This is a genomic window from Glaciecola sp. HTCC2999, assembly GCF_000155775.1.
GTDB lineage: Bacteria > Pseudomonadota > Gammaproteobacteria > Enterobacterales > Alteromonadaceae > Opacimonas.
The window spans coordinates 296,683-320,665 of sequence record NZ_DS989810.1 but is presented as its reverse complement, the minus strand read 5'-3'; the positions used below and the strand labels follow the sequence as shown (position 1 = coordinate 320,665).

At 40.9% G+C, this 23,983-nt stretch carries 16 protein-coding genes and 2 tRNA genes; 15 read left to right on the top strand and 3 right to left on the bottom strand.

Annotated elements, in window-relative coordinates; all coding sequences use genetic code 11:
• The first annotated feature begins 12 nt into the window (after positions 1–12).
• The 10 genes from G2999_RS11545 to G2999_RS01425 all read left to right on the top strand — a co-directional run bounded on the left by G2999_RS11545 (position 13) and on the right by G2999_RS01425 (position 14,572).
• Positions 13–204 carry a hypothetical protein gene (locus G2999_RS11545; protein ID WP_010178002.1) on the top strand — a complete coding sequence of 64 codons (192 nt, stop codon included), beginning with the start codon at positions 13–15 and terminating at the stop codon, positions 202–204.
• A complete protein-coding gene (locus tag G2999_RS11540) occupies positions 201–821 on the top strand; it encodes a PfkB family carbohydrate kinase (RefSeq protein WP_369769854.1) in 621 nt (206 codons plus the stop codon). The genes G2999_RS11545 and G2999_RS11540 overlap by 4 nt, the downstream gene beginning before the upstream one ends.
• Positions 796–1,113, top strand: coding sequence for a carbohydrate kinase family protein (locus tag G2999_RS13800; protein WP_369769853.1), 318 nt, complete (start codon positions 796–798; stop codon positions 1,111–1,113). The genes G2999_RS11540 and G2999_RS13800 overlap by 26 nt, the downstream gene beginning before the upstream one ends.
• Before the next feature lie 181 nt (positions 1,114–1,294).
• On the top strand, positions 1,295–2,353 hold the full coding sequence (fbaA, locus tag G2999_RS01455) for a class II fructose-bisphosphate aldolase (RefSeq protein ID WP_010177998.1): 1,059 nt from the start codon (positions 1,295–1,297) through the stop codon (positions 2,351–2,353).
• The gene (locus G2999_RS01450; protein WP_010177996.1) at positions 2,353–3,315 is read left to right on the top strand and encodes a class 1 fructose-bisphosphatase; all 963 of its coding nucleotides are present in this window, start codon (positions 2,353–2,355) and stop codon (positions 3,313–3,315) included. Before fbaA ends, G2999_RS01450 begins: the two co-directional genes overlap by 1 nt.
• Before the next feature lie 559 nt (positions 3,316–3,874).
• On the top strand, positions 3,875–6,730 hold the full coding sequence (locus tag G2999_RS01445; RefSeq protein ID WP_010177993.1) for an alpha-L-rhamnosidase: 2,856 nt from the start codon (positions 3,875–3,877) through the stop codon (positions 6,728–6,730).
• Positions 6,731–6,825: 95 nt separating this feature from the next.
• Positions 6,826–8,265 carry a sulfatase gene (locus G2999_RS01440; protein WP_050751005.1) on the top strand — a complete coding sequence of 480 codons (1,440 nt, stop codon included), beginning with the start codon at positions 6,826–6,828 and terminating at the stop codon, positions 8,263–8,265.
• 172 nt (positions 8,266–8,437) lie between these two features.
• Positions 8,438–11,797 carry a glycosyl hydrolase gene (locus tag G2999_RS01435; RefSeq protein WP_010177988.1) on the top strand — a complete coding sequence of 1,120 codons (3,360 nt, stop codon included), beginning with the start codon at positions 8,438–8,440 and terminating at the stop codon, positions 11,795–11,797.
• Between the two features lie 172 nt (positions 11,798–11,969).
• Positions 11,970–13,094 (top strand): L-rhamnose/proton symporter RhaT, encoded by a 1,125-nt coding sequence (locus tag G2999_RS01430; RefSeq protein WP_010177985.1) that lies wholly within the window; start codon positions 11,970–11,972, stop codon positions 13,092–13,094.
• A 71-nt stretch (positions 13,095–13,165) separates the two neighbouring features.
• Positions 13,166–14,572, top strand: coding sequence for an L-fucose/L-arabinose isomerase family protein (locus G2999_RS01425; protein ID WP_010177983.1), 1,407 nt, complete (start codon positions 13,166–13,168; stop codon positions 14,570–14,572).
• A 47-nt stretch (positions 14,573–14,619) separates the two neighbouring features.
• Here G2999_RS01425 and G2999_RS01420 read toward each other — a convergent pair whose 3' ends face one another.
• The 3 genes from G2999_RS01420 to G2999_RS01410 all read right to left on the bottom strand — a co-directional run bounded on the left by G2999_RS01420 (position 14,620) and on the right by G2999_RS01410 (position 18,947).
• Positions 14,620–16,176: a heparin lyase I family protein gene (locus G2999_RS01420; RefSeq protein ID WP_198006071.1), complete on the bottom strand. Its 1,557-nt coding sequence runs from the start codon at positions 16,174–16,176 to the stop codon at positions 14,620–14,622.
• Between the two features lie 381 nt (positions 16,177–16,557).
• Positions 16,558–17,997, bottom strand: coding sequence for a BNR-4 repeat-containing protein (locus G2999_RS01415; protein WP_010177979.1), 1,440 nt, complete (start codon positions 17,995–17,997; stop codon positions 16,558–16,560).
• Between the two features lie 874 nt (positions 17,998–18,871).
• Positions 18,872–18,947, bottom strand: a tRNA-Val gene (locus G2999_RS01410).
• Positions 18,948–19,134: 187 nt separating this feature from the next.
• On the opposite strand from G2999_RS01410, the gene G2999_RS13735 reads away from it, so the two are divergent.
• The 5 genes from G2999_RS13735 to G2999_RS01390 all read left to right on the top strand — a co-directional run bounded on the left by G2999_RS13735 (position 19,135) and on the right by G2999_RS01390 (position 23,902).
• Positions 19,135–20,238: a DUF1800 family protein gene (locus tag G2999_RS13735; RefSeq protein WP_156780181.1), complete on the top strand. Its 1,104-nt coding sequence runs from the start codon at positions 19,135–19,137 to the stop codon at positions 20,236–20,238.
• Between the two features lies 1 nt (position 20,239).
• Positions 20,240–20,869, top strand: a complete 630-nt coding sequence (locus G2999_RS13730) for a DUF1800 family protein (RefSeq protein WP_050751003.1) — start codon at positions 20,240–20,242, stop codon at positions 20,867–20,869.
• Between the two features lie 9 nt (positions 20,870–20,878).
• Entirely contained in the window at positions 20,879–22,249 is a 1,371-nt protein-coding gene (locus tag G2999_RS01400; protein WP_010177977.1) for a DUF1501 domain-containing protein, read from the top strand.
• 71 nt (positions 22,250–22,320) lie between these two features.
• A complete protein-coding gene (gltX, locus tag G2999_RS01395; protein WP_010177975.1) occupies positions 22,321–23,733 on the top strand; it encodes a glutamate--tRNA ligase in 1,413 nt (470 codons plus the stop codon).
• 93 nt (positions 23,734–23,826) lie between these two features.
• A tRNA-Ala gene (locus G2999_RS01390) sits at positions 23,827–23,902 on the top strand.
• The last annotated feature ends 81 nt before the right edge of the window (positions 23,903–23,983 follow it).

The window sequence follows — 23,983 nt, the reverse complement described above, 5'->3', positions numbered from 1 at the left end:
TAGGCCAATAACATGAAACGAAGTGCACCCTTTTTATTTGATGAAGGCGCAATTGATTATGCTTATGACCACTTTCATTCGCATGTATCTTATGTAGTTCAAAGTAAATTTGAAGTCATGGATAACAATCAAACAAAATTATTAAAATCAGGTAATTGCATCTGTATTGAACCGTTAAAGAAATATAGTTGGGCTGCATCATGAATAAATCAATCATATTTTTTGGTGAGTGCATGATAGAAATGCGTCAAACTGCGGATGGTGGCCTTGCGCAATCATTCGCAGGTGACGTTTACAACGCCGCGGTATATCTCAAACGTACTTGTCCTAATATCGATGCTGCATTATCGACTTGTGTTGGACAAGACAAAATGAGCGACGCTATGCTGAATGCATTTTCAGCAGAAAATATCAGTACTGATCTTGTAATAAAAGACACAGTCAAAATACCTGGTCTGTACTGGGTCCATACGGATGCCGCAGGTGAACGTTCGTTCACCTATTGGCGAAGTGACTCTGCAGCTAAGTGTAATGTCGCGCATGTAACTCCCGCTTACGAAGAGCTGTTAGCCAATGCCGATATGTTTTTCTTTTCTGGTATCTCCTTAGCCATCACAGAGCCGTCATTGCGCGATGCATTTTGGCAAATGGTAAAGAATATGAAAGCTGCCGGTGTAAAGATTGTTTTTGATCCAAACTACCGTCCGCAAATTTGGTCCTCTGTTGAAGATACCATCAGCGAATACAAAAAAAGCATTTGCTTATGCAGACATCGCATTACCGGGTATCGAAGATATGGAAATGCTTTATGGTATCGATAACGCCGATGATACCGTCGCATTCTTTGACGAGTTTGATATTGAAGAGTTAATCATCAAAGATGGCGCTAATACGGTGCAAGTGATCCATTCAGGGAAAACCTATTTGATTCCGATCACTCCTGTCAAACATGTCGTCGACACCACCTCTGCGGGTGACTCATTTAATGGTGCTTATTTAGGGGCACGCATGAATGGTCAACCGATTGAAGAGTCTGTTCGAGCCGGTGCTGCAATGGCGGGTATTGTGATACAGCATCCTGGGGCGATTATCCCACTGAGTGCTCACAACTAAGAAACCAATCACAAATACAGGCTAATCATGATTAGCCTGAAGGAATTTTTATGAGTTCATTTTCTCAAATCATGGATACACAACGTATTCTACCTATCATTCAATCAGACGATATTGCTGCAGGCGTTAAAGCTGCAGGTATTATGCAATAAACCGGATTATCATTTAAGGAGTAAATGTCATGAAATTAGGTGTACTTAATGGCCCAGAGGCTATGTCGCTATTTGCACAAGCAAGAGAAGAAGGGTTTGCATTACCCGCAGTAAACGTCGTTAACACTAATTCAGTCAATGCCGTATTAGAGACAGCTGCAAAGGTAAATTCGCCAGTCATTATTCAATTATCATTTGGTGGTGCAGAATTCTTTATGGGGAAAACGGCAACCAAAGACAAAGAAACGACTGCAATTAAAGGGGCTATTGCCGCTGCGCAATACGTGCATATGGCTGCTGAAGTGTATCAAGTGCCGGTCATATTACACACCGACCATGCAGCTAAAAAGTTACTTGGCTGGATTGACGGACTCATTGAAGCCGGTAAAGCGTATTATGCTGCCAATGCACGTCCTCTTTTTACTTCGCACATGCTGGATTTATCTGAAGAAAGCCTAGCGGATAACATTGCTATTTCAGGTAGATATTTAGCGCAGTTTGCTCAGTTAGATATGGCGATTGAGATTGAACTCGGTTGTACTGGCGGTGAAGAAGACGGTGTTGATAATACCGATATGGACCAGTCTGAGCTTTATACTCAGCCAGATGAAGTGCTAGCTGCCTATACTGAACTGACGTCTATTAGTCCTAATGTCAGCATTGCTGCTTCATTTGGTAATGTCCACGGAGTTTATAAGCCTGGTAATGTGGTACTAACACCGACTATTTTAAAAGATTCACAAACACTGATCAGTGATAAATGTAATTTGCCTGCTAACTCGGTCAATTTTGTTTTCCATGGCGGCTCAGGTTCTGAACAAGCAAAAATAGAAGAATCGATCGGGTATGGTGTTGTGAAAATGAACATCGATACCGATACACAATGGGCGACGTGGTCAGGTGTTTTATCTTATTACGGCGACCATGAAGGATATCTTCAAGGACAAATTGGCAACCCTGATGGTGACGATAAGCCAAATAAAAAATATTATGACCCTCGCGTTTGGTTGCGTCATGGAGAAGTCTCCATGGTCAATCGCTTAGAACAGTGCTTTGGTGATTTAAACTGTTTGAATAGGTGTTCATAATGCAGCGTCTTATATCTGTACTTAAACAAGATAACGTCGATATCGATCTGATTTTACTCATTCGTTCCATCTTAGCGTCGTGCAAGGAGATCACTTTCCGTGTTAGTCAGGGTGAGTTATCCGGTGTTTTAGGTTCGACCTTGACTGAAAATGTTCAAGGTGAGACCCAAAAGAAACTCGATGTTATTACCAATCAGATGTTAAAAGACATCTTGTTATCTGATGCGAGTGTCCGTTCCATCGCATCTGAAGAAGAAGATGAAATCGTTATTGGCCATGAAGAAGGGATATATAATGTTGCGTTTGATCCACTTGATGGTTCATCTAACATTGATGTCAACGGTCAAATAGGGACGATATTTACAATCTATCCCACATTACCAGATGAGCCTGCGGATAGCCCTGTTCAGTTTTTACAAGGTGGTCGTGCACAATTAGTCGCCGGTTATGTATTGTATGGTCCTTCGACTTTATTAGTCATGACCACAGGCGGTCCAACGCGTGGATTTACACTTGATTCTACTCATGGTGGATTCCTATTAACGACCCCTGAATTTACTATTCCTACAGCAACTAATGAATACGCATTGAATATGGCTAATTATCCGTTTTGGAACGCCCCATACCAATCATTTTTTGGTCATTTGTTTGTGAATAACCAAACGGATAAAGCACCTGTATTACGCTGGAATGCTGCGATGGTCGGTGATGTTCACCGTGTAATTACGCGTGGTGGTGTCTATTTCTACCCAGGTGACAAACGCGATAATATGGAAGACGGTAAATTACGCCTGTTATATGAAGCAAATCCCATGGCGTGGTTAGTAGAAAATGCCGGCGGGACTGCTTATGATGAGACACAAGCAATCTTAGACATTCCCCCTCAATCGTTACACCAAAGAACCCCTGTATTATTAGGTTCTTCGGATGTTGTGAAAGAGATAGCAACGTACCAATTGTAAAAACCACGTTATTGGCTGAGAATTTTAAGGGGCTGAATTGCTACTAATATTGTGCAATTCTATATTTTAGTTTGTAGCTATATTGAGCCTTAGATGAGGCATATTTTTGCTTTTGTATTATGTTTCGATATAAAAGCAATTTAAATCATATTAGGTCATAACAAATCAAAATTATTCATTTTTTCTTTTATTGTTTTTATATATTTGATAATGTATGTATTTGTAAAAAACTTATTAATAAAATATAAAACAATAGATCAAAAAACAATTAAAGTTGCTGGGTCAGTAGGGTAAGACATACATAGCCTTCTATTATTAAAGCAGTTAAATATAGTGATATAACTAAGTTTTTAGTTTGTTCCGAATAAAAAGTGCAAAGTAAATCCATAATATGCGCTCTATTTATTGTGCTATCCCCAGTCCAGCAAGTTTTGCAATGTTATTTTTATATCGTAATAACCGATATCCTCATAATTAATCGCTTATACGTTTTAAAGTCTAAGTATTGAAAATTTTGTGGATTAAAAAAAGTATGTCCGTTCAAAGGAGTTAACAGAAAATGACCAACGCTTTGTTTGCCGCAATGGTACTGATGTTTGTCAGTATCGTTAGTGGTTGTGAGAGTAATAAGCAGGAATCACCATCAAACCTAGCTGCAAGTAACTTATTGGTTGAAGGCAATGTTCAACCACTCAATGTACATAGGTTAATGCCAAATTTATCTTGGTATTCAAATGTTAAGTCGCAAGCGGCTTATCAAATTCAGGTGGCGAGTAGCGATGTCTTATTAGAACAGAATAAACCAGATCTATGGGACTCTGGAAAAGTGGCAGATAGACGTTCAGTTAACGTTGCTTATCAGGGTAAACCTTTATCAGTTGGTGATGTGGCTTATTGGCGTGTTCGAGTTTGGGCTTCTGATACCGAGCAACCAAATGAATGGAGTAAAGTTAACTTCTGGGAAATGGGGCTAATTGTTAAGGCTGATTGGCAAGCAAAATGGTTGCAAGTTGCAAAACAAGAAACTGCAAAAATAACGCCAGCTGTTAATCAATGGATGCGATTTGCGGCAAACTTAGAAGATAAACGAATAAAGAAAAGTAAGCGTAAAACCCAAGAACGCGTGTTAGAACAATTAAAAGTGTCACCAACCGCTGTTTTGTTCAGGAATCAATTTACTATCCAAAGCAACAAGAAAATAGCCAAAGCAAGATTACATAGCACTGCTGCTGGATATTATGAACTCTATTTAAATGGCAAAAATATCGATGACCGTATCATGGACCCGGGACAAACAGATTTTGATAAGCGAATTTTATATAACACAGATGATGTTCAATCCTTCCTTACCGAAGGTCAAAATACTATAGCAGTACATCTAGGCAGTGGTTGGTACGATGAAGATATTGCTTTCAGCAAATGGACAAACCCAGACGCGAAAGAAGGTTCAAAAACAAAACGTTCATTATCCTATGGACAACCCACATTTATCGCGCAATTAGAAATCACATTTGAGGATGGTACTAAGCAAATTATTGTGAGTGATGAAAACTGGTTAAGTCATAAATCACCAATTTTAAAAGAAGGGGTGTTCTCAGGCGAGTTATATGACGCAAACCTTGAGATAAAAGGGTGGAATGAAAGTACTAACCTTAATCTTAATAACTGGGAAAAAGTAACTGTACTTAACCAATGGCCAACAAAGCAACTTGAACCACAAATGTTACCTCCAATCAAAGCCGTTAAAGAAGTCAAACCTGTCGAAGTCTTTAATCCTGAGCCTAAAGTTTGGGTATTCGATTTTGGGCAAAACTTTACGGGTATTCCAACTGTTGATATTAAAAAGTTAGGCCTTAAAAAAGGACAAGCAATTTATTTTCGTTATGCGGAGTGGGTTAACTCGAAAAACCAAATTAGCCAAAAAAGTGGTGGCGGTGCGCCATTATTAAAACAAGTTGATGGTTATATCGCCTCTGGTGATGAGACAGAAACTTGGACGCCAATTTTCACGTGGCACGGTTTTCGATATGTCGAAGTTAGAGGTTTGGATGACGCGCCTTCTCTTGATTCAATTACCGCTCATTTGGTGAGAAGTAACGTTGAAATTGTTGGTCAATTCAAAAGTTCTGATCCACTTGTTAACAAGGTACACGATATGGCGCTATGGGGTTATGAAAGTAACTTGATGGCACTGCCAATGGACTGCCCAATTCGTGAAAGAGCCGGTTGGACGGGTGATGCACATGCTGCTTTGATCACAGGTAACTATAACTACAATATGGATAAGTTTTGGGACAAATATCTAGGTGACTTCCAAACGTCTGCTCATATTGCTCCAGCGGTTGTACCGGGTAAACGAAGTCATGGTGGCAAGCTTGATTGGGCTGCAGCAGAAATTATGATTGCTTGGGAACATTATCGCCATCATGGTAATGAGCAATTACTTTTTGAGCAGTTTGAAAGCATGGTTGAATATATGAACGCCGGAGAGTCCCAGTTAGATAATTCAATGATACGCAATGGTTATGGGGATTGGTGTGATCCTGTGGTTACCCGTGGCCCACATCGTATTAATGGTCGTTGTGCTTCAGAACGTACAACACCGACATTAACTAGTTCGGCATTATTTGCTCATACAGCTAATTTAATGTCGAAAATCTCTGCAGTCTTAAATAAACCTGCACAGCAAAAGCATTACAGTGACTTGTTCAATCAAATCAGCGCAAGGTTCAACCAAGAGTTGTTTAACGAAGAAAGTAACAGTTACGGAAGTCAAACAGCTGATTCAATGGCCATAATGTTTGGTATCGCACCGAAAGAGAAACATGCGGCGATTGCTAAAGTAATTAATGATGACGTTGTGAATAAGTGGAAAGGTCACGCATCAGTTGGCGCATTAGGACAAACTTATTTGTATCGCGCATTGAGTGATTTTGGTTATGCAGACACTGCATTTAACATTTTTAAAGCCGAAGGTTATCCAGGATATTCCTATTTAATCAATGAGTTGAACGCGACAACATTATGGGAACGTAAAGGCGGTTTTATCCCCGGCTCAATGTCAGGTGGTTATGAAAATGAACCAGGTCGTTCGTTAAACCATCCATTCCACAGTGGTTATGACGGTTGGTTTTATGAAGGTCTAGGAGGTATTCGTCCTATGGTCGACACCGTTGCTTATCAGGACTTTGAACTTGCACCTTTATTTGTATCCGGTTTAGATAGTGTTGAAGTGTCATATAAAACGGGTTATGGCGAAATTCAAAGTAGTTGGAAGCGTGAAGGAAATAAAGTGACTTGGAACTTTACTGTGCCTAATAATTCAACCGCTTATGTAACGTTACCAACCTTAGATCAGAACGATCCTAAAAAATATTATGCAGGTCAATACAGTTTAACTTTTGAGTTACCTTAACTTCTTTTAATGACTTTAACGAAAAGGCTTTTATTCACTTTGTTTTTATAGGTCTTTTTTCAAAAATAAATAAAAAATTATAAAGGTTTACACATATGAATAGTTCAATAGGACTTGATACTTTGAAACAACTCAAACACAAGACAAAGTCGTTGTGTGCTTTGTCGATATTACTCATTTCTGGTTGCAGTATGACAGGGGTAGATTATGACGAAGTAAACGCAGTCGGAGTAAAAGAAAAACAAACGCCCCCCAACATTGTACTTATTTTATCGGATGATCACGCATGGAATGATTATAGTTTCATGGGGCACGATATTGTGAAAACGCCCTCCCTTGATAAATTAGCGGCCGAGTCAGTTACCTTCACACGTGGTTACGTGCCAACGTCATTATGTCGTCCTTCGTTAGCAACTATAGCAACTGGGTTATATGCGTCACAGCACGGTATTACAGGTAACAATCCGTCACGAAAATTACCAGGTGGGAAAAAAGGTAATGAATACCAAAAGCAACGTGGAGAAATCATTGCAAAAATAGATCAAGTCGATACGTTGCCTCAGTTATTAAAAGAAAAAGGTTATGTCTCTCTTCAAACCGGTAAATGGTGGGAAGGTAACTTTAAACGCGGTGGCTTTGATGAAGGCATGACCCGTGGTTTTCCTGAACAAGGCGGACGTCATGGTGATGATGGTTTAACAATAGGTCGTCAAGGCATTGAAATTATCACTAATTTCATTGATAAATCTACGGCGGATGGTAACCCATTTTTAGTTTGGTATGCGCCTTATATGCCACATACGCCACACACGCCGCCAGCTCGTATTTATAAAAAATACTCTAACTTAGGTTTACCTGAATCCATTGCTAAATATTACGCGATGATTGAATGGTTCGATGAAACTAACGGTGAATTATTGGGTTATCTTGAGCAAAAAGGGATTAAAGACAATACCATGATCGTTTATGTGTCAGACAACGGTTGGGTGACTAATCCAAGTCAGGCTAATCGTTTCTTACCTCGATCAAAACAAAGCCCTGGTGAAAGTGGTGTTCGTACACCAATTATGTTCTCGTTACCAAATCAGTTCGATGCACAAATGCGTCCAGAAGCTGTAAGCAGTATTGATATTGTACCAACTATATTAGCGGCGGCTGGTCTTGATATTCCAGCAGACTTACCTGGTAAAAACCTCATGGAAAACTTTAAACAACAGACTCCAATCGATCGTGACGCCATCTTTGGAGAAGGCTTTGCTCACGATATGGCTGATTTAGATAACCCAGAAAGTACGTTGATGTATCGTTGGGTGATTTCTGGAAAATGGAAACTGATTTTGAGTTATGACGGTGAAAATGTCAGTTACCAGAAATACCATAAAGACGTACTTAGTGGCCCTCGTTTATACAATTTACTAGAAGACGTTCACGAGAAAAATAATTTAGTAGACAAACATCCTAAACTAGTTAAAAAATTAATGGCCAAGCTTGAAGATTGGTATCCAGTTAAAGAGCGTAAAGTATTAAAAAATTAGTCACTTTCTAACCAAAAACACTCTGCCTGGGCAGGGTGTTTTTTAATATTTAATATGAATAACTCGTTTGCTATTAACAGCAGAGAATTTATAGCTGAACATATTATTATTAAACGTTTTGCGATTAAGCAAAGTGGATAAACGAGTTCCTAAACCATGTAAGAAATACATCATGCCAAAGTCATTGTTATCAGCGGCGTTATGCCTCACTTTGTTATTTTCTGCTTCATTGGCGAGTTTTAATGCGTCAAGTACGTCAATAGTTGAGCAGTTTGATTCTCCGAAACATCAATACAAACCTTGGGCGTTTTGGTATTGGATCAATGGCAATATTACTCAAAAAGGGATTCACGCCGATTTAAAATCAATGTCGGAAGCTGGACTAGGCGGTGTGTTGTTAATGCATATAAATGAACACGGCATGATCCCAGAAGGACCTGTTCGCTTTATGTCTGAAGAATATAAAGCATTGATGAAATATACGATTGAAAAGGCTGCTGAGTATGATTTACAAATTAATTTATACAATGGTGAAGGTTGGTCGGTGGCTGGTGGACCTTGGATTACGCCAGAATTAGGTATGAAAGAAATGACTTGGAGTGAAATAAACACCACAAGTCGAAATCAACTTATTCAATTTCCTAAACCGCATGCGCCTTTAGATTATTACCATGACATAGCTACGCTGGCTTTTCCTACCCCAACAGGTTTTATCGAACCAAATTTTAATCAATTAGTAAGTAAGGTCGAAGTATCAGGCTATGCTTTACCAAGTGCTCACGCGTCAGCTCAAACTAAGGCTGTGATTGATAAAGACTGGAATACGCAGATTTCCCCGACAAAAGATCCAGAGACCGGTGAGATTTATATCAAGCTCGACTTTGAACAAGATTATACTTTCCGCAACGCATTCATTAAGTTCGCTGCCTACGGCATGATGGGACGTAACTACGTTATGGTGTCTGACGATGGTGTTAATTATCGAGAAGTCGCTTTTGATAAACGTGGACAAATTTACGATGACATTGGATGTTTTCAATTCGAACCCGTGACAACACGCCATGTTAAATTTGTGTTTAAACACACCGACAACAAACTGCTTTATACCGCAATGCCGAAAGTAACGGTGTCGGTTCGAGACATTGAGCTAGATAATCGTCCGCGCGTCGATTTGTGGTGTAAAAAAGCGGCCCATGCATTTCCGTTTTTCAGAGACGAAGCAGAACGAACCACTTTCAACAAAACCATCGACAAAAACAACAGCATTGATTTTGATTCAATTATTGATGTCAGCGAATATTTGGATGTTAACGGTCGATTAAACTGGACGCCACCAAAGGATCACAAAGCAGGCGACAATTGGACGATTGTTCGATTTGGCTATTCCTCAACAGAAGCGATAAATCGCCCAGGATCAGAAGGTGGTGAAGGCTTAGAAGTTGATAAGATGAACGTTAACGCGTTAGACGCTCAATTTGATGGTTACATCAAAAAGATAAAACAACTGGCAGGCGAACACACTGGCAAAGCGCTTTTCAGCACGCACACCGACAGCTGGGAAGTAGGACGCCAAAACTGGACGCAAGACTTCCCGCAAGCCTTTGAAGACAAACGTGGCTATTCACTGATCAAGTTTTTACCAGCAACCTTAGGTTATGTCATTGATCAAGAAGATAAAACCGAACGTTTTTTATGGGATATGCGAAAAACCATCGCGGATTTAATTTCCGAGCGTTTTTACGGTGGCATGAGAGAGCGCGCTAATGCGCTTGGCATTAAGTACTCAGCGCAATCAATGAAACCATTTATCGACAATTTGCATGCGCTTGGGCAAGCGGACATCGTTTATGCCAACAATAATTTCAGAGATGTCGATCCTGTTAAAAACGAGCGTAATCGAAAAAATTCATACATGACCGCAAAAATGACGGCATCGGCGGGTTCTATTTATGATCGTATGGTTAGCTCAGAGTCTTTTACCGCGTTACCAGAAGCTAACCGTTGGCTAAATCATCCACAATATTATAAACCAAACGCAGACTCAGATTTTGCCGCAGGTGTAACGCAAGTAACCCATCATTTATTTACTCATCAGCCTTGGACAACAGTCGAGCCAGGTATGACGTTAGGTTATTGGGGATTACACTTTGAACGCACTCAAACCTGGTGGCACGAAATTGCAACTTGGAATCAGTATTTAACGCGAACCTCTGCCATGTTGCGCCAAGGTCAGCCAGTCTTCGATGTATTACATTACTTGGGGGACGATTCAGCAACACGTGCAGACAAAGCGTTTCATAAAGACAAAATGCTTGCAGGTTATGATTTTGAATTTATCAGCACGCACGGTTTATTGAATAAATTGTACGTCAACAACGATAAAAAACTTGCTTATTCGTCGGGTCGTCAATACAGCATTTTGTCGTTGGCTGGCGATGTATCCATGCGTCCAGTGGTGTTGAAAAAACTGAAAAACTTACTCAGCCAAGGTGCGATTATAGTCGGACAGGCACCGAAACACTCGCCAAGTTTGCAAGGCGGAAAAGTCGCAGAACAACAACTAAGTCGTTTGATAAAAGAGATTTGGCAAGGCAAATATAAAAATCAAGTATTTAGTACACTTGTTGATGCTTTAGACGCACTTGATATCAAACCAGACGTGAGATTGGTAGATGCCGACACTGAAATTATCTGGCGTCATCATTATGTTGAAAGTGAAGATAAAGATTTCTATTTCATCAGTAATATCGAACAGAAAAAATCGCAATTCGACGCGCACTTTAGAGTTAGCAATAAAACTCCTGAACTTTGGAATCCATTGACGGGTGAGCGAAAGCGAATTATTAACTACCGCGAGCGTGATGGAAAAACCATTATTCCATTAACGTTAGAAGGTATTGAATCGCAATTCATTGTTTTTACTAAGAAGGCGACAACATCACAAACCGTTCAATCACGTACATTTAAAACCGCAAAAACGTTAAAACAACCTTGGAATATCGACTTTGTTCGTGGAGTTCATACGCCAGATTCGATCTCGTTGGATAAACTCATTGATCTTAAAGATCACAGCGTGGCAGACGTTCAATATTTTTCTGGCACAGCGCGTTATCAAACCTCGTTTGAGTTTAAGCCTAGTGCTAGTAAGTCATACGTCTTGGATTTAGGTGAAGTGCATCAATTTGCACGTGTGTACCTAAATGGTAAAGATTTAGGTGTGCAAATGTGGCGTCCTTATCAATTTGATATATCAGCGGATCTGCAAGCAGGCACAAACCTTTTAGAAGTTGAAGTCACTAATCTATGGCCGAACCGTTTGATTGGGGATGAGCGCCAATATGGTGATACCGCTGACTGGAAAGTCAACGGTTATCAAGGCTCGCAACTGGTTGATTTTCCAAACTGGTTAACAGGGGCAACACCAAAACAACCAGGCAAACGAAATACGTTTTCAACGTGGAAACATTGGAGTAAAGACGACGCACTTGTGCCATCGGGCTTGATTGGGCCTGTCAGGATCTTGCAGCGCTGAGTCTTAATAAATAAATTAAGGGCGGCAATATACAGAATTTCAAACGGTCTACGATGCTTATAAAAAAGGTAAGGCCCGTCGACTTTATCTTTGGTATGACGGAAAAATCGGCCCAGGGCTCTAATTCAATTACTGATGTAATCATTAAAAAACAATAACAACAGGTATTAAGATGTTTGATCTATTTCAAGTGCAAGAAAACCCATTCACAGGTGTGTTATTTCACGCTATCGGTGGTTTAGCCGCGGCCAGTTTTTATATCCCATACAAAAAAGTAAAAGCTTGGTCGTGGGAGATTTACTGGATGATCGGCGGGCTATTCAGCTGGGTCGTTGCGCCTTGGTTGTTGGCGCTTTTGATCTTACCGCAAACCCCTCAAATTTTAGCAGACGCATCAACTTCAAGCTTAGGGTGGACATTCGCTTTTGGTTTATTGTGGGGCGTTGGTGGCTTGACCTTTGGCTTAACGATGCGTTATTTGGGGATCGCGCTTGGTTACTCGTTAGCACTCGGTATTAGCGCGGTAATAGGTACGTTAGTGCCGCCTTTATTTGAAGGTAAGTTATTAACCATAGCGTCATCAAGTTCAGGGCAAGTCATGTTGCTTGGTGTGTTCATTTGTTTGTGTGGAATAGCACTAAGTGGCAAAGCAGGGACAAGCAAACAGGATGAACAATCAGAGGAAGATAAAAAAGTAACCGTCAGTGAATTTAATTTCAGTAAAGGACTAGCGCTTGCGTTATTCTCTGGCGTGATGAGTTCATTTATGGCGTATGCATTTGCAGCGGGGAAACCAATTGCAGACATAGCAATGGCTCAAGGCTCACCTGCACTATGGCAAAATTTACCTGTTTTGATTGTGATTTTGGCGGGTGGTTTTGTGACTAACTTTATTTGGTGCGCTGTTTTGGCGACTAAAAATAATAGTTGGATTGAGTTAACTCGTTCTAAATTGACTGATATTGAAGATATTGACACTGCATTACACCCATCGGATCATTTTATTCAATTAAAGAACATTATGTTTTGTGCTATCGCAGGTGGTGCATGGTACTTGCAGTTTTTCTTTTATGGCATGGGCACAACCATGATGGGCGCGTATGAGTTTTCGAGTTGGACACTGCACATGGCGAGTATCATCGTCTTCAGCACGCTTTGGGGATTAGGACTGAAAGAATGGAAGGGCGCTAGTGTCGTTACACAACGATGGAATTTATCTGGCCTAGCCGTCTTGATATTAAGCATGGTGGTTATTGGTTGGGGCAATACACTCGCTGGTTCTGGCGCAGCTCATTAATATCATTCCATCTAGATAATTAACACGACACGAATATAAAAGTTAATAAGAAGAATAAATAAGGAAGAATGATGAAAACAGGTCTTTTTTCAATTGGTTTAGATACCTATTGGCCTCAGTTTGACGGTTTATTAGATAATTTAAATGGCTATCACTATCACATCAGTAATAAGTTACAAGGTATGGGCGCGAATTTAGTTGATGCGGGCATGGTTGACACGCCAGAAAAAGCACAAGAGGCTGCCAAGTTATTTAAAACAGAAGATGTCGATATTATCTTTTTGTTTATTTCTACCTACGCCTTGTCATCAACCGTTTTACCTGTGGTACAAAAAGCAAAAGTGCCTGTAGTTATGTTAAATATTCAGCCTGTGGCTCAACTCGACTATGAAAAGTTTAATGCAATGGGAGACAAGGGTAAGATGACAGGGTATTGGTTAGAGCATTGTCAGTCTTGTTCGTTGCCTGAACTTGCGTGTGTATTTAATCGTTCAGGAATTGATTATCACGTGGTCTCGGGTTACATGCAGGAGGATTATGTTTGGCAGGAAATTAACAACTGGGTTGACGCTGCGAGAGTTGCAGAAGGCATGCGTAACAATCGTGTTGGTATTTTAGGTCATTATTATAATGGCATGTTAGACGTTTATAGCGATTTAACCCAACAATCCGCTACGTTTGGTAACCATTTTGAAATATTAGAAATGTGTGAGTTATTCGACTTACGCCAAGCCGTTACTGAACAAGAAATCGAAACAAAAGTCGATGAGTTTAAGCAAAAGTTTGACGTCTCAGAAGAATGTGAAATTTCAGAAATAAGACGAGCGGCGCAGACATCAGTCGCGTTAGATAAATTGATCAAAAAACATAATTTAGGCTCAATGGCTTATTATTATGAAGGATCGGGCGAATACGAAAATATCGTAACCTCTGTCATCGCTGGCAATACATTGTTAACAGGTGCGAACACGCCAATTGCTGGTGAGTGTGAAATTAAGAACGTGCAAGCCATGAAGATCATGGACTTATTTGGTGTAGGTGGTTCATTCTCAGAGTTTTACCTTTCCGATTTTAAAGATGATGTAGTGTATTTGGGTCACGATGGACCAGCGCACTTTGCTATTGCAGAGGGCAGTGTCGGTTTAGTGCCACTGCCTATTTACCACGGAAAACCAGGTCAAGGGTTATCAATTCAAATGACCGTAAAACATGGGCCTGTGACTGTTCTATCAGTCGTTACTCGTCGAGATGGCAGTGTGTTTTTACAAGTATGTGAAGGGGAATCCGTACCAGGTCCAGTGCTTCAGATTGGTAATACTAATAGCCGATATAAATTTCCGATGGGCGCTCGTGAATTTATGAACGAGTGGTCACGTGGAGGTCCATCTCATCATTGCGCAATAGGCGTTGGACATATATCCAATAAACTCGAAAAACTGGCTGATATTCTAGGTATTAAAGTACGTAAGTTGACTTAAGGGTAATAAGCTCCTTTTCGTTAAAGGAGCTTATTAGTGCCTGAGCCTTATTTTGAAAAATAACCCGGCGCAACGTCAAAGTAGTTGGCGTCAGCAGCTTCCACGTGGCGAATTTCATCAAGGTACAATGTACCGTCGTTGTTACGTGTCACGTTAGTCGTACCGGTGAAGTACCAGCCCCAAGAAGGGTACAACCCTTTGGCGTCGTTGTAACCTATTTGAATATTGGTAATGTCAGCCATTTGTTTGCCGTTGATCCATAATTTGATAAAACCTTTTTCTTCAAAAGGGTCTGCCTTGACTTCGATCACGAAGTCCAACCAACGATCTTGGTAATCCGCCATGTTAAGTGGAATGTGGAACTTATCGCGACCTTGTCCGCCCGTCGATGTATTGAATTCTCTAGCATCCCAACCATAGCCAACATAAAACCCGTCGGTTTGTATGGTCAGCGCAAGTGGTGGTTGACGACCTGGTTCGCCAGGATCTGGCGCGCCATGTAATTGGAAGAATAACGGGTCTTCACCTTCGACCAGATTTATGTCTTCACTTGGAAAATAGACACTAAAACCATGCCAAACCGTTGATGTAATGGTATTGGCATTTCTGCCATGTAACATGGCTTTGCGGTCGACATTATCTATTGTATTGGGATCGTCGTTCCATTTTGCAGGGTCGCCACTTTGCCAATATAATTTGGCGGAATAATCGCCAAATCGAGTAATAGTTGTTTCCGCACTGAACGAGTCAGGGTTTTGAAATTGGGTGAAACGGAATTGTTTCGGAATGCTCGAATCACGTCCAGGATTATAATCGCCATTAATTGTACCTGCATTCCAGCCACCAAGTTCAAATGATTCTTCAGATACTGGAGCATTACGATCTATAGGTGTATTACCCGGAATACTTGCGCCTACAGGAAAATCCTCACCGTTAGTAACTGGTAAATTCGATACCACCAGTTTTGTGCTTGTTGACGTTATCGACTCGTTGTATCCGTCGGCGTCTTGATATTCGACTCTGACGAAAATACTTTGGCCTACGTCACTTTCAACTAAAGTATAAGTTGCTTGGTTTTGTTCAGAGATTAATTCATCGTTAACATACCAAAAATACTCAATTGCGCCTGATATCCCATTTGCATCTGTAATATTAGCTTTTAGGGTCGAAGCAACAATAAGTTCGGGCTCTTCACCTAATTCATTTGAAATGGCAATGCTACCTTCTGCGTTAGGAATTTTAATAACGGTATCTGTTGGAGCAGATGTTACGTTCTCATTAAAACCGTCACCATCGGTGTAACTCACCGAAACTGTAATTTTTTTCCCAACTGCAGATCTTGCTATTTCAAGCTGAGATTGTGTTTGCGATTCGATCACCTCACTATCGGCGTACCAAATATAACTTGGCGAATTTGTGACTACACCATTGTTTTCATCCGATACATTAGCTTTTAATATTTGACCTTGCTGTGCGTTACCTTGAATTGTCACTGAACCTACAACATTTGTGATAGGTTGAGGTGTTGTATTAACCACAGGCTTTTGCTCAGGAGAACCACCTCCACCACATGCTGAAATGCTCAGTGCCATTGTAGAAAGCATCACTATTCTTTTTTTAATCATTTTACTTATCTCTATTTATATAAATTTTATTAAATGGCGTTTTAACTTCTTTGTTATCAATTCAGGTAAATTGTGAGTCTTTAATAGCATAAATCGTAAATTACTTGGACTATATGATAATACATTAATTTGACTTTAAATGATTACTTATGACTTAAATTAGTTGAAATTAAAACGTTATGATAAAAAATTTATAGCAACTGCTGCATCCTTGTCCGCTATTCTGTTATCTGGGTTAACTACCAATTTCGACTTGTTGGTAAACCCGCCCAGACTAAAAAAAGATGGCTCAACATCAGATGGCGGGTATGGACGAATCCCTTCTGAATAGCCTAATTAGCACCTAGTTGTTTTAAATAGTTACTGCGCCAATTCAGTTGATTTCAATATTTTAGCCCCACTCATGGGTCGTTGAATAGGTCCCTTATCACCTAGCAAATACATCTTATGCCATTTTTGGCCTGTTAGTTTTTCAGCTACAATGAGTCTTGCTTCTGGGTGAGCGTTTTTAATTAATGACGTAATAGCCCACGATGCATCCGGTCGACGTAACAACTCTTGTTTTTTTTCAAATGACGATGCGTTATTTTTACGCGTAAATGTAGCAATAACCCCATCTTGTTTATCTTGGTAGCCTAATAAAAAGGTAGTTTGTTTAGTACTACTATCTATAAAAAAGTCACCTCGGGTATCTGTATTAACTAAGTTTGAGCTAAGATTTACAGGTTCACCACCTTGCCAGTTTGTACCATCCCAGAAGTAATAATGAGTTTGTTTAGGACCGCCTGTATTTTGTCCTAAGTCTTTACCTATATTGATAGCAATATGCGGAAAGCCTTGATCATCTAAATGAGCAGAGCCATTAAATGTCCAATCTTTGCCGGTACGTGCAACGAGCGTTTGATTATCGGCTATTTCTTTAGTGACGGGCATCGCGATAGGTTGATTATTAATATTACGCAACTTTCCGGTTTTGGTGTCTAATATCATATAATAAAGATCATGCCGCTGAGTGATATGTCCTCGACCTCTTGGGCCTTCACCTCTAAACCAGCATACATGGTAATCATACGTCAAAATAATATCGTCACCTTGACCTTTTGTTGCCCAAATATACCAGCTATCTGTAGCTTTAATATCGGCTCTAGCCTTACTTTTTAAGAAGGGGACAGCTGGAGCAAAAGAACGACCATGATCGGTTGATTTTTGATATACCCAATCACTGCGATGTGCGCCATGTCGATAGATTAAATAGATGTCACCGTTATCCATTTTAATCGCTTGATTATAAGTACCAAATATTGAAACATTGTCTAAACTTTGCCATTCACTAATATCGTAAGGACGTTTAGATACCGAATGCTTATTACGGCCTAAGCCGCCACGGCCATATGGGTTAGGGCCATATTTTGTGCCGGCACCATGGCCGCCATAAAAAATATGAATATAGCCTAAATCATCAATGAGCAGTGTGGGTTTGCCATGGCTATCAACTTTTCCTTTGTCGATGATTAGTTGACCTAAATCGCTATCACCCGCTTTAAATGGCCCTCGCCATTCTTGAGTTTTGTGATGATAAGCTGCTACATAAGGTGCGACTTCAGGCCCTTGATAACTAACATAAGTTACTCCGTTTATGTACTCACCTGCAGGGTGCTGTATAATTGCTACCGAATTACCCAATGCGTTGTCACTAAAATAGTCGACTTTTGTAGTTGAATTCGCTTTAAACACACTGCATAAACTGACGAGCACTAATAGCGATGTGAGTTGGCTCCAAGTGGCTGTTTTGCTGTACATATGTTTTATCGATTCCTAAATCTATTTATTTTTTTATATTACTATGATTTAAGTTTATTTTAATCAAATCTAGTCAAATAAAACTCAAAGTAGATCCAAAGCATATCTCAAATAGGTCATCTAATAGATCCGAGGGAGATTTAGATTGAATGTATTCTTGTGCTGCTTTAAGTTAAATTTAACCTGGTACATTGAAAATCACAATATGATGTCCTCGGTCGACGAGTTGACGAACCGCTTCATCTTTAAATTCTGGACTGTATCTTTGATTACTTATTTTGTTTCTCCTATGCAAAAATAATAGCTTAAGAGTGTCTATAATTCTGGTGGCAGTCTACAATACCAACGAAATATCAGGATAAAGTAAAAAAGTATTGTAGAACTGGGGGAGTTCGAGGGTGGTAAGACATCACCTCAAACACTTAGCGTGTTTTTTCAATAACATCAAAATCTTTCTGTAGACCTTGTAAATAAAGGGTTATAGATTTTTTTGTGCGCATATTCGTCACCGATTCGTCACCGATTCGACGCACTTTGTTAAATATGTAAAGGCGACACTCGAAAAATCGCATGAATTTTGAGCATAATGAATTCTTAAATTATTAATTTGTATAGATATGATTATTTTAGACGATAAATAAGGACGTTAGCCTGCTTAAAGCGGGTGTCATTATTGAGTTTATGTAAGTAAGTGATTGATATAAAAGAGGAAAAATAGTGGTCGCTACTGTGGCTCGGTCTGAAAGACTTGAACCAGTTGTTTGGTATTAATAATGGATGATGTGTGAGGAAAAATGGTGGTCGCTACTGTGACTCGGTCTGAAAGACTTGAACCAGTTGTTTGGTATTAATAATGGATGATGTGTGAAGAAAGTGGTGGTCGCTACTGGGCTTGAACCAGTGACCCTCGCCTTGTAAGGGCGATGCTCTCCCAACTGAGCTAAGCGACCGTTTTGGAACTAAACTTGTTAAGCTGTGTAACAAGTGGTGCGTATTATAGGCATGACGGGAGTGGTGTCAATATTTTATTTTAAATGACTACAAAATATACCGATATCACTAGCGGTGTTCTGCAAATGTTGTAATTAAGTTAATAAAGGCTAAACTTAACGGGTAAAGTAATGTTGAGTGATTTATATGAAAGCAATTTGGGTCTGTTTGTTTGCATCTATGCTGTGGGGCTGCGGAGGGGGAGGTAGTAGCGACTCGACTAGCCTTAGTAACGTTATTACCAGCCCTAATACCACACCATCAACTACACCAACCACTACACCAACAACGACTCCCACTACGCCCATTGATCGTTCTACGACCCCGCAAGATGCTGCGCGGTTATTGACTCAGGCGACCTTTGGCCCCACCAAAGCGGAAATTGATGCTGTCGCAAGCCAAGGCATAGAAATGTGGATAGAAGAGCAGTTTGATGCACCAAAAAGCCATCATCGGGCGCAGACGTTGGCAATATTCAACGCTGATGATAATGCACGAATTGAGAATGGTGCAGAATTACCTTGGAGCGGTCATCGTTACGCTGCTTGGTCTGAGATTGCCTTGCATGGTAAGGATCAATTGCGCCAACGTGTGGCGTTTGCGCTGAGTCAGTTATTTGTTATATCTGATAAAAGTGCGTTGGATAATAGTCATTTAGACATCGCCACGTATTATGATGGATTAGCGGATTATGCTTTTGGGAATTATCGCGACTTACTTGAGTTTGTAACGCTATCTCCGGCGATGGGCGTGTATTTAAATATGCTCGGCAATGAAAAACCCGATGAGGACAACAACATTCGCCCGGATGAAAACTTTGCCCGTGAAGTCATGCAATTATTTACGATTGGTCTCGATGAACTCCATCTCGATGGTTCCCTCAAAATCCAAGACGGACAACCGATCCCCACCTATGATATCGATACTGTCAAAGCATATGCGCATGTGTTTACCGGATGGCACTTTTATGGCACTACTTACAATACCTGGGATAATTGGTGGCAAAATCGTAATTTTCGTAATCAGATGGTATTGGTCCCTGAATATCATGCTCAAGATGTCCGTAAAGCATTGCTCAATGGCGTGGTTGTCGAGGCAGGAACAGATGGTGAAAGGGCCATGCAGATGGCTTTAGATAGTTTGTTTGAACATCCTAATGTTGGGCCCTTTGTGGCGCGGCATTTAATTCAGCGCTTAGTCACTTCAAACCCATCGCCTGACTATATCGCTCGTACTGCTCAAGTTTTATGATATGCGCAGAGAAAGAGGGGACTTAGGGGCCGTCGTCAAACAAATATTATTAGATGAAGAAGCGCGGCAACCGCTTGCGGACCAAGCTCCAGAGTTTGGTAAAATCAAAGAGCCATTAATTCGTGGGATCCAAATGATCCGTGCTTTTGGGATTTATGAACCTAACACACATAAACCACAATGGTATGACTATGTGTTTAATCAATCTCCTTTATCATCGCCTTCTGTATTTAATTTCTTTTCAGATAGCTTTACTCCTGCCGGTGAGCTCAATGAAATGGGGTTAGTCGCGCCTGAGTTAGAAATAATTAATGATACTTACATGGTACGTAATTCTAATCATGCTGCCTGGTGGTCGATGTGGACGCCATCCACTCAAGAGATAGATGCCGGACATGAACGAGCCATGACTATCGATTTCACTCCTTTTATATCGATGTTGCAAAATGACCCAGCGGAGCTACTGGATTATTTAGACTTAGTCTTATTATCTGGCGGGATGAACGATACGATGCGTGAAGCGATTTTGGATTATGATCAGGTCGCTAAAGAGTGGTTGAGTGATGTTGAACGGGTCAAAGAAATGACATTTATGGTGACAGGTTCACCGCAATTTGCCGTGCAACGTTAGGAGAACATTATGATTACTAAAACTTCATTTTCACGTCGCCGGTTCTTAAAAACATCATTAGCTAGCATTGGGGCATTAACGACGTCTACCGGTTTGGCGGCACAGTTACAACTGGCTAATGCGTTAGGTGCACAATCATCCGCACGTTTTAATGATCACAAAGCTATCGTATGTATTTTCTTATATGGTGGTCATGATAGTTTTAATTTGTTGGTGCCGACCGCTAGTGGTGAATATAACAATTATGCGCAGACGCGCCAAAGTTTAGCGATACCGCTTGAGGAACTGATTGATTTACAACAAAACGATGTGATGCATCTAGGCGTTCCTCAATCGGCGGATGCGTTAGCTGATTTATTTAATCGTGGACGAGCATCTGTGGTGAGTAACATGGGGCCGATGATCGCACCTGCGACTAAATCTGAATTGCTCAATAATACGCGTTTACAACCCCCTCAACTGTTTTCTCACAACGACCAACAAACCCTATGGCAATCGGGATTAGCCGATACCAATATCGTGTCCGGTTGGGGCGGGCGGATGGCTGATTTAGTCATGGATACAGATACCAGCTTACCACTGAGCTTTTCGTTGGGCGGGACCAATTTGTTTCAACGTGGGCGTATTGCTCAGCAGTATGCTATGAATAAAGACGGGGTAGAGCAGTTTGGTGCACTTAATCCTGAGCATAGTTGGAATGACACGCGGATAGCTCATTATCTGCGGGTCCTTGAAGCTGCCGATGATCCTTTCACAAGGACCTATGCCCAAAAGCTTAAAAACGTGCGAACTAATAATACGCTGCTCAACAGCGGATTATCTTCGGTAGCAAACACTGACATCGATTACCGTGAAGCCGGCGATCTTGGTGACCAACTCAAAATGATTGCCCGCATGATTGAAGCCCAAGCATCATTAAATCAACCGCGACAGATATTTTTCGCTTCACTTGGTGGTTTTGATACACACGATGATCAAGCTTACCTGCTTCCACGTCTACAACAAACATTGTCTCATGCGCTAGCCGGTTTTGATGCGGATTTACAAGCACGCGGCATAGCTCAAAATGTAGTGACCTTTACACAGTCTGAATTTGGTCGTACGTTGACATCAAATGGAGATGGCACTGATCATGGTTGGGCAGGGCATCAAATTATCATGGGCGATGCGATTGATGGTGGTCGAATATTTGGGCATATGCCTGAGCAAGTGATTAATACTGTTGATGATTTTGGGGATGGACGCATGATCCCGACGACGTCTATCGACCAATTTGGCGCTCAAATTGCGCAGTGGTTTGGTTTAGGAACCAGTGAAATTAATGATGTCTTTCCTAATCTGAATCGGTTTGGCGCTGCCGATTTCTCTCTATTTCGGTAAAAATTTAGTTAGGTTTAGCGCAGAGTTCTTGCTAAAATATGCGCCTTAAAAAATTTTGATTAGGAACTTTCATGTCTGTAGTGACTCGCTTTGCACCTAGCCCAACGGGCTATCTTCATGTTGGTGGCGCACGTACCGCGCTGTATTCTTGGTTATATGCCAAAAGCCAAGGCGGGGAATTTGTCTTACGTATTGAAGACACTGATATTGAACGTTCTACTGATGCAGCCAAACAAGCCATTTTAGATGGCATGACCTGGTTAGGCTTAACCCATGATACGGGTCCTATATATCAAACCGATCGTTTTGATCGATATAAAGCATTAATACAGCAATTACTGGACGAAGGTAAAGCCTATAAATGTTTTATGAGTGTCGAAGAATTAGACGCGATCCGTGAAGCCCAAGAACAAGCGGGTGAGAAACCGCGCTACCCTGGTACATGGCGCGATCGTACTGATCATCCTGCTGATGCACCTTACGTTGTACGGTTTAAAAACCCATTAGACGGTGATGTAGTCATTCAAGATCACGTACGTGGTGAAATACGCATCAGTAATACCGAGTTGGACGATTTGATTATCATGCGTACTGATGGTGCTCCGACATATAACTTCTGTGTCGTAGTGGATGATTGGGACATGGGCATAACGCATGTGGTTCGCGGTGAAGACCATATTAATAATACCCCGCGTCAAATCAATATCCTTGAAGCGTTAAATGCACCGATCCCCGAATATGCACACGTATCGATGATCTTAGGCGATGATGGTAAAAAACTATCTAAGCGTCATGGCGCGGTAAGTGTTATGCAATACCGTGATGAAGGTTATTTACCACAAGCGGTATTAAATTACTTAGTGCGCTTAGGTTGGTCTCATGGTGACCAAGAGATTTTCAGTGTTGATGAGATGATAGAGCACTTTTCTTTAGACAACATCAGTAAATCTGCATCTGCCTTTAATACAGAAAAATTGATTTGGTTAAACCAACATTACATGAAAACGTTACCTGGTGAAGAAGTGGCTGCTGCATTAGCATGGCATTTTGAGCAAATGGGTGTAAATACAGCTGATGCAGGACCCGCATTAAGCGATGTTGTTGCCATTCAAGCGGACCGTGTGAAAAATCTGGTAGAAATGGCACAAATCAGTACGTATTTTTATCAAGACTTTGCAGAGTTTGATGCTAACGCGGCGAAAAAGCACTTACGCCCGGTAGCCAAAGAGGCATTGTTGTTAGTAAAAGAGAACTTATTAGCATTGAATGAGTGGACGAGTGAACATATTCAAACTGCGATAAACCAAACGGCTGAAACTTTGGATGTCGGTATGGGGAAAGTAGGGATGCCATTACGTGTGGCGTGCACTGGTTCAGGCAATTCACCTTCGTTAGATGTGACTTTAGTACTGATGGAACAGACTAAAATCGGCGAAAGAATCGACAAAGCGCTCGAATTTATTGCAATCAGAGAAAATTCTTAAAAAAAGCGTTGACACTCTGCGTCCATGTCCTTAATATGCGCATCGCTGTCACGGAACTGAAGCACAAAACATGGTACTCCAGTTTAGTTACACGGGGCCATAGCTCAGCTGGGAGAGCGCTTGCATGGCATGCAAGAGGTCGGCGGTTCGATCCCGCCTGGCTCCACCAATTTGCCACATGCAGTTATAATAACTGTACCTAGGTTAGAGATTATCTCTAACAGGAATGTAAAAGTTTCTGTCCCCTTCG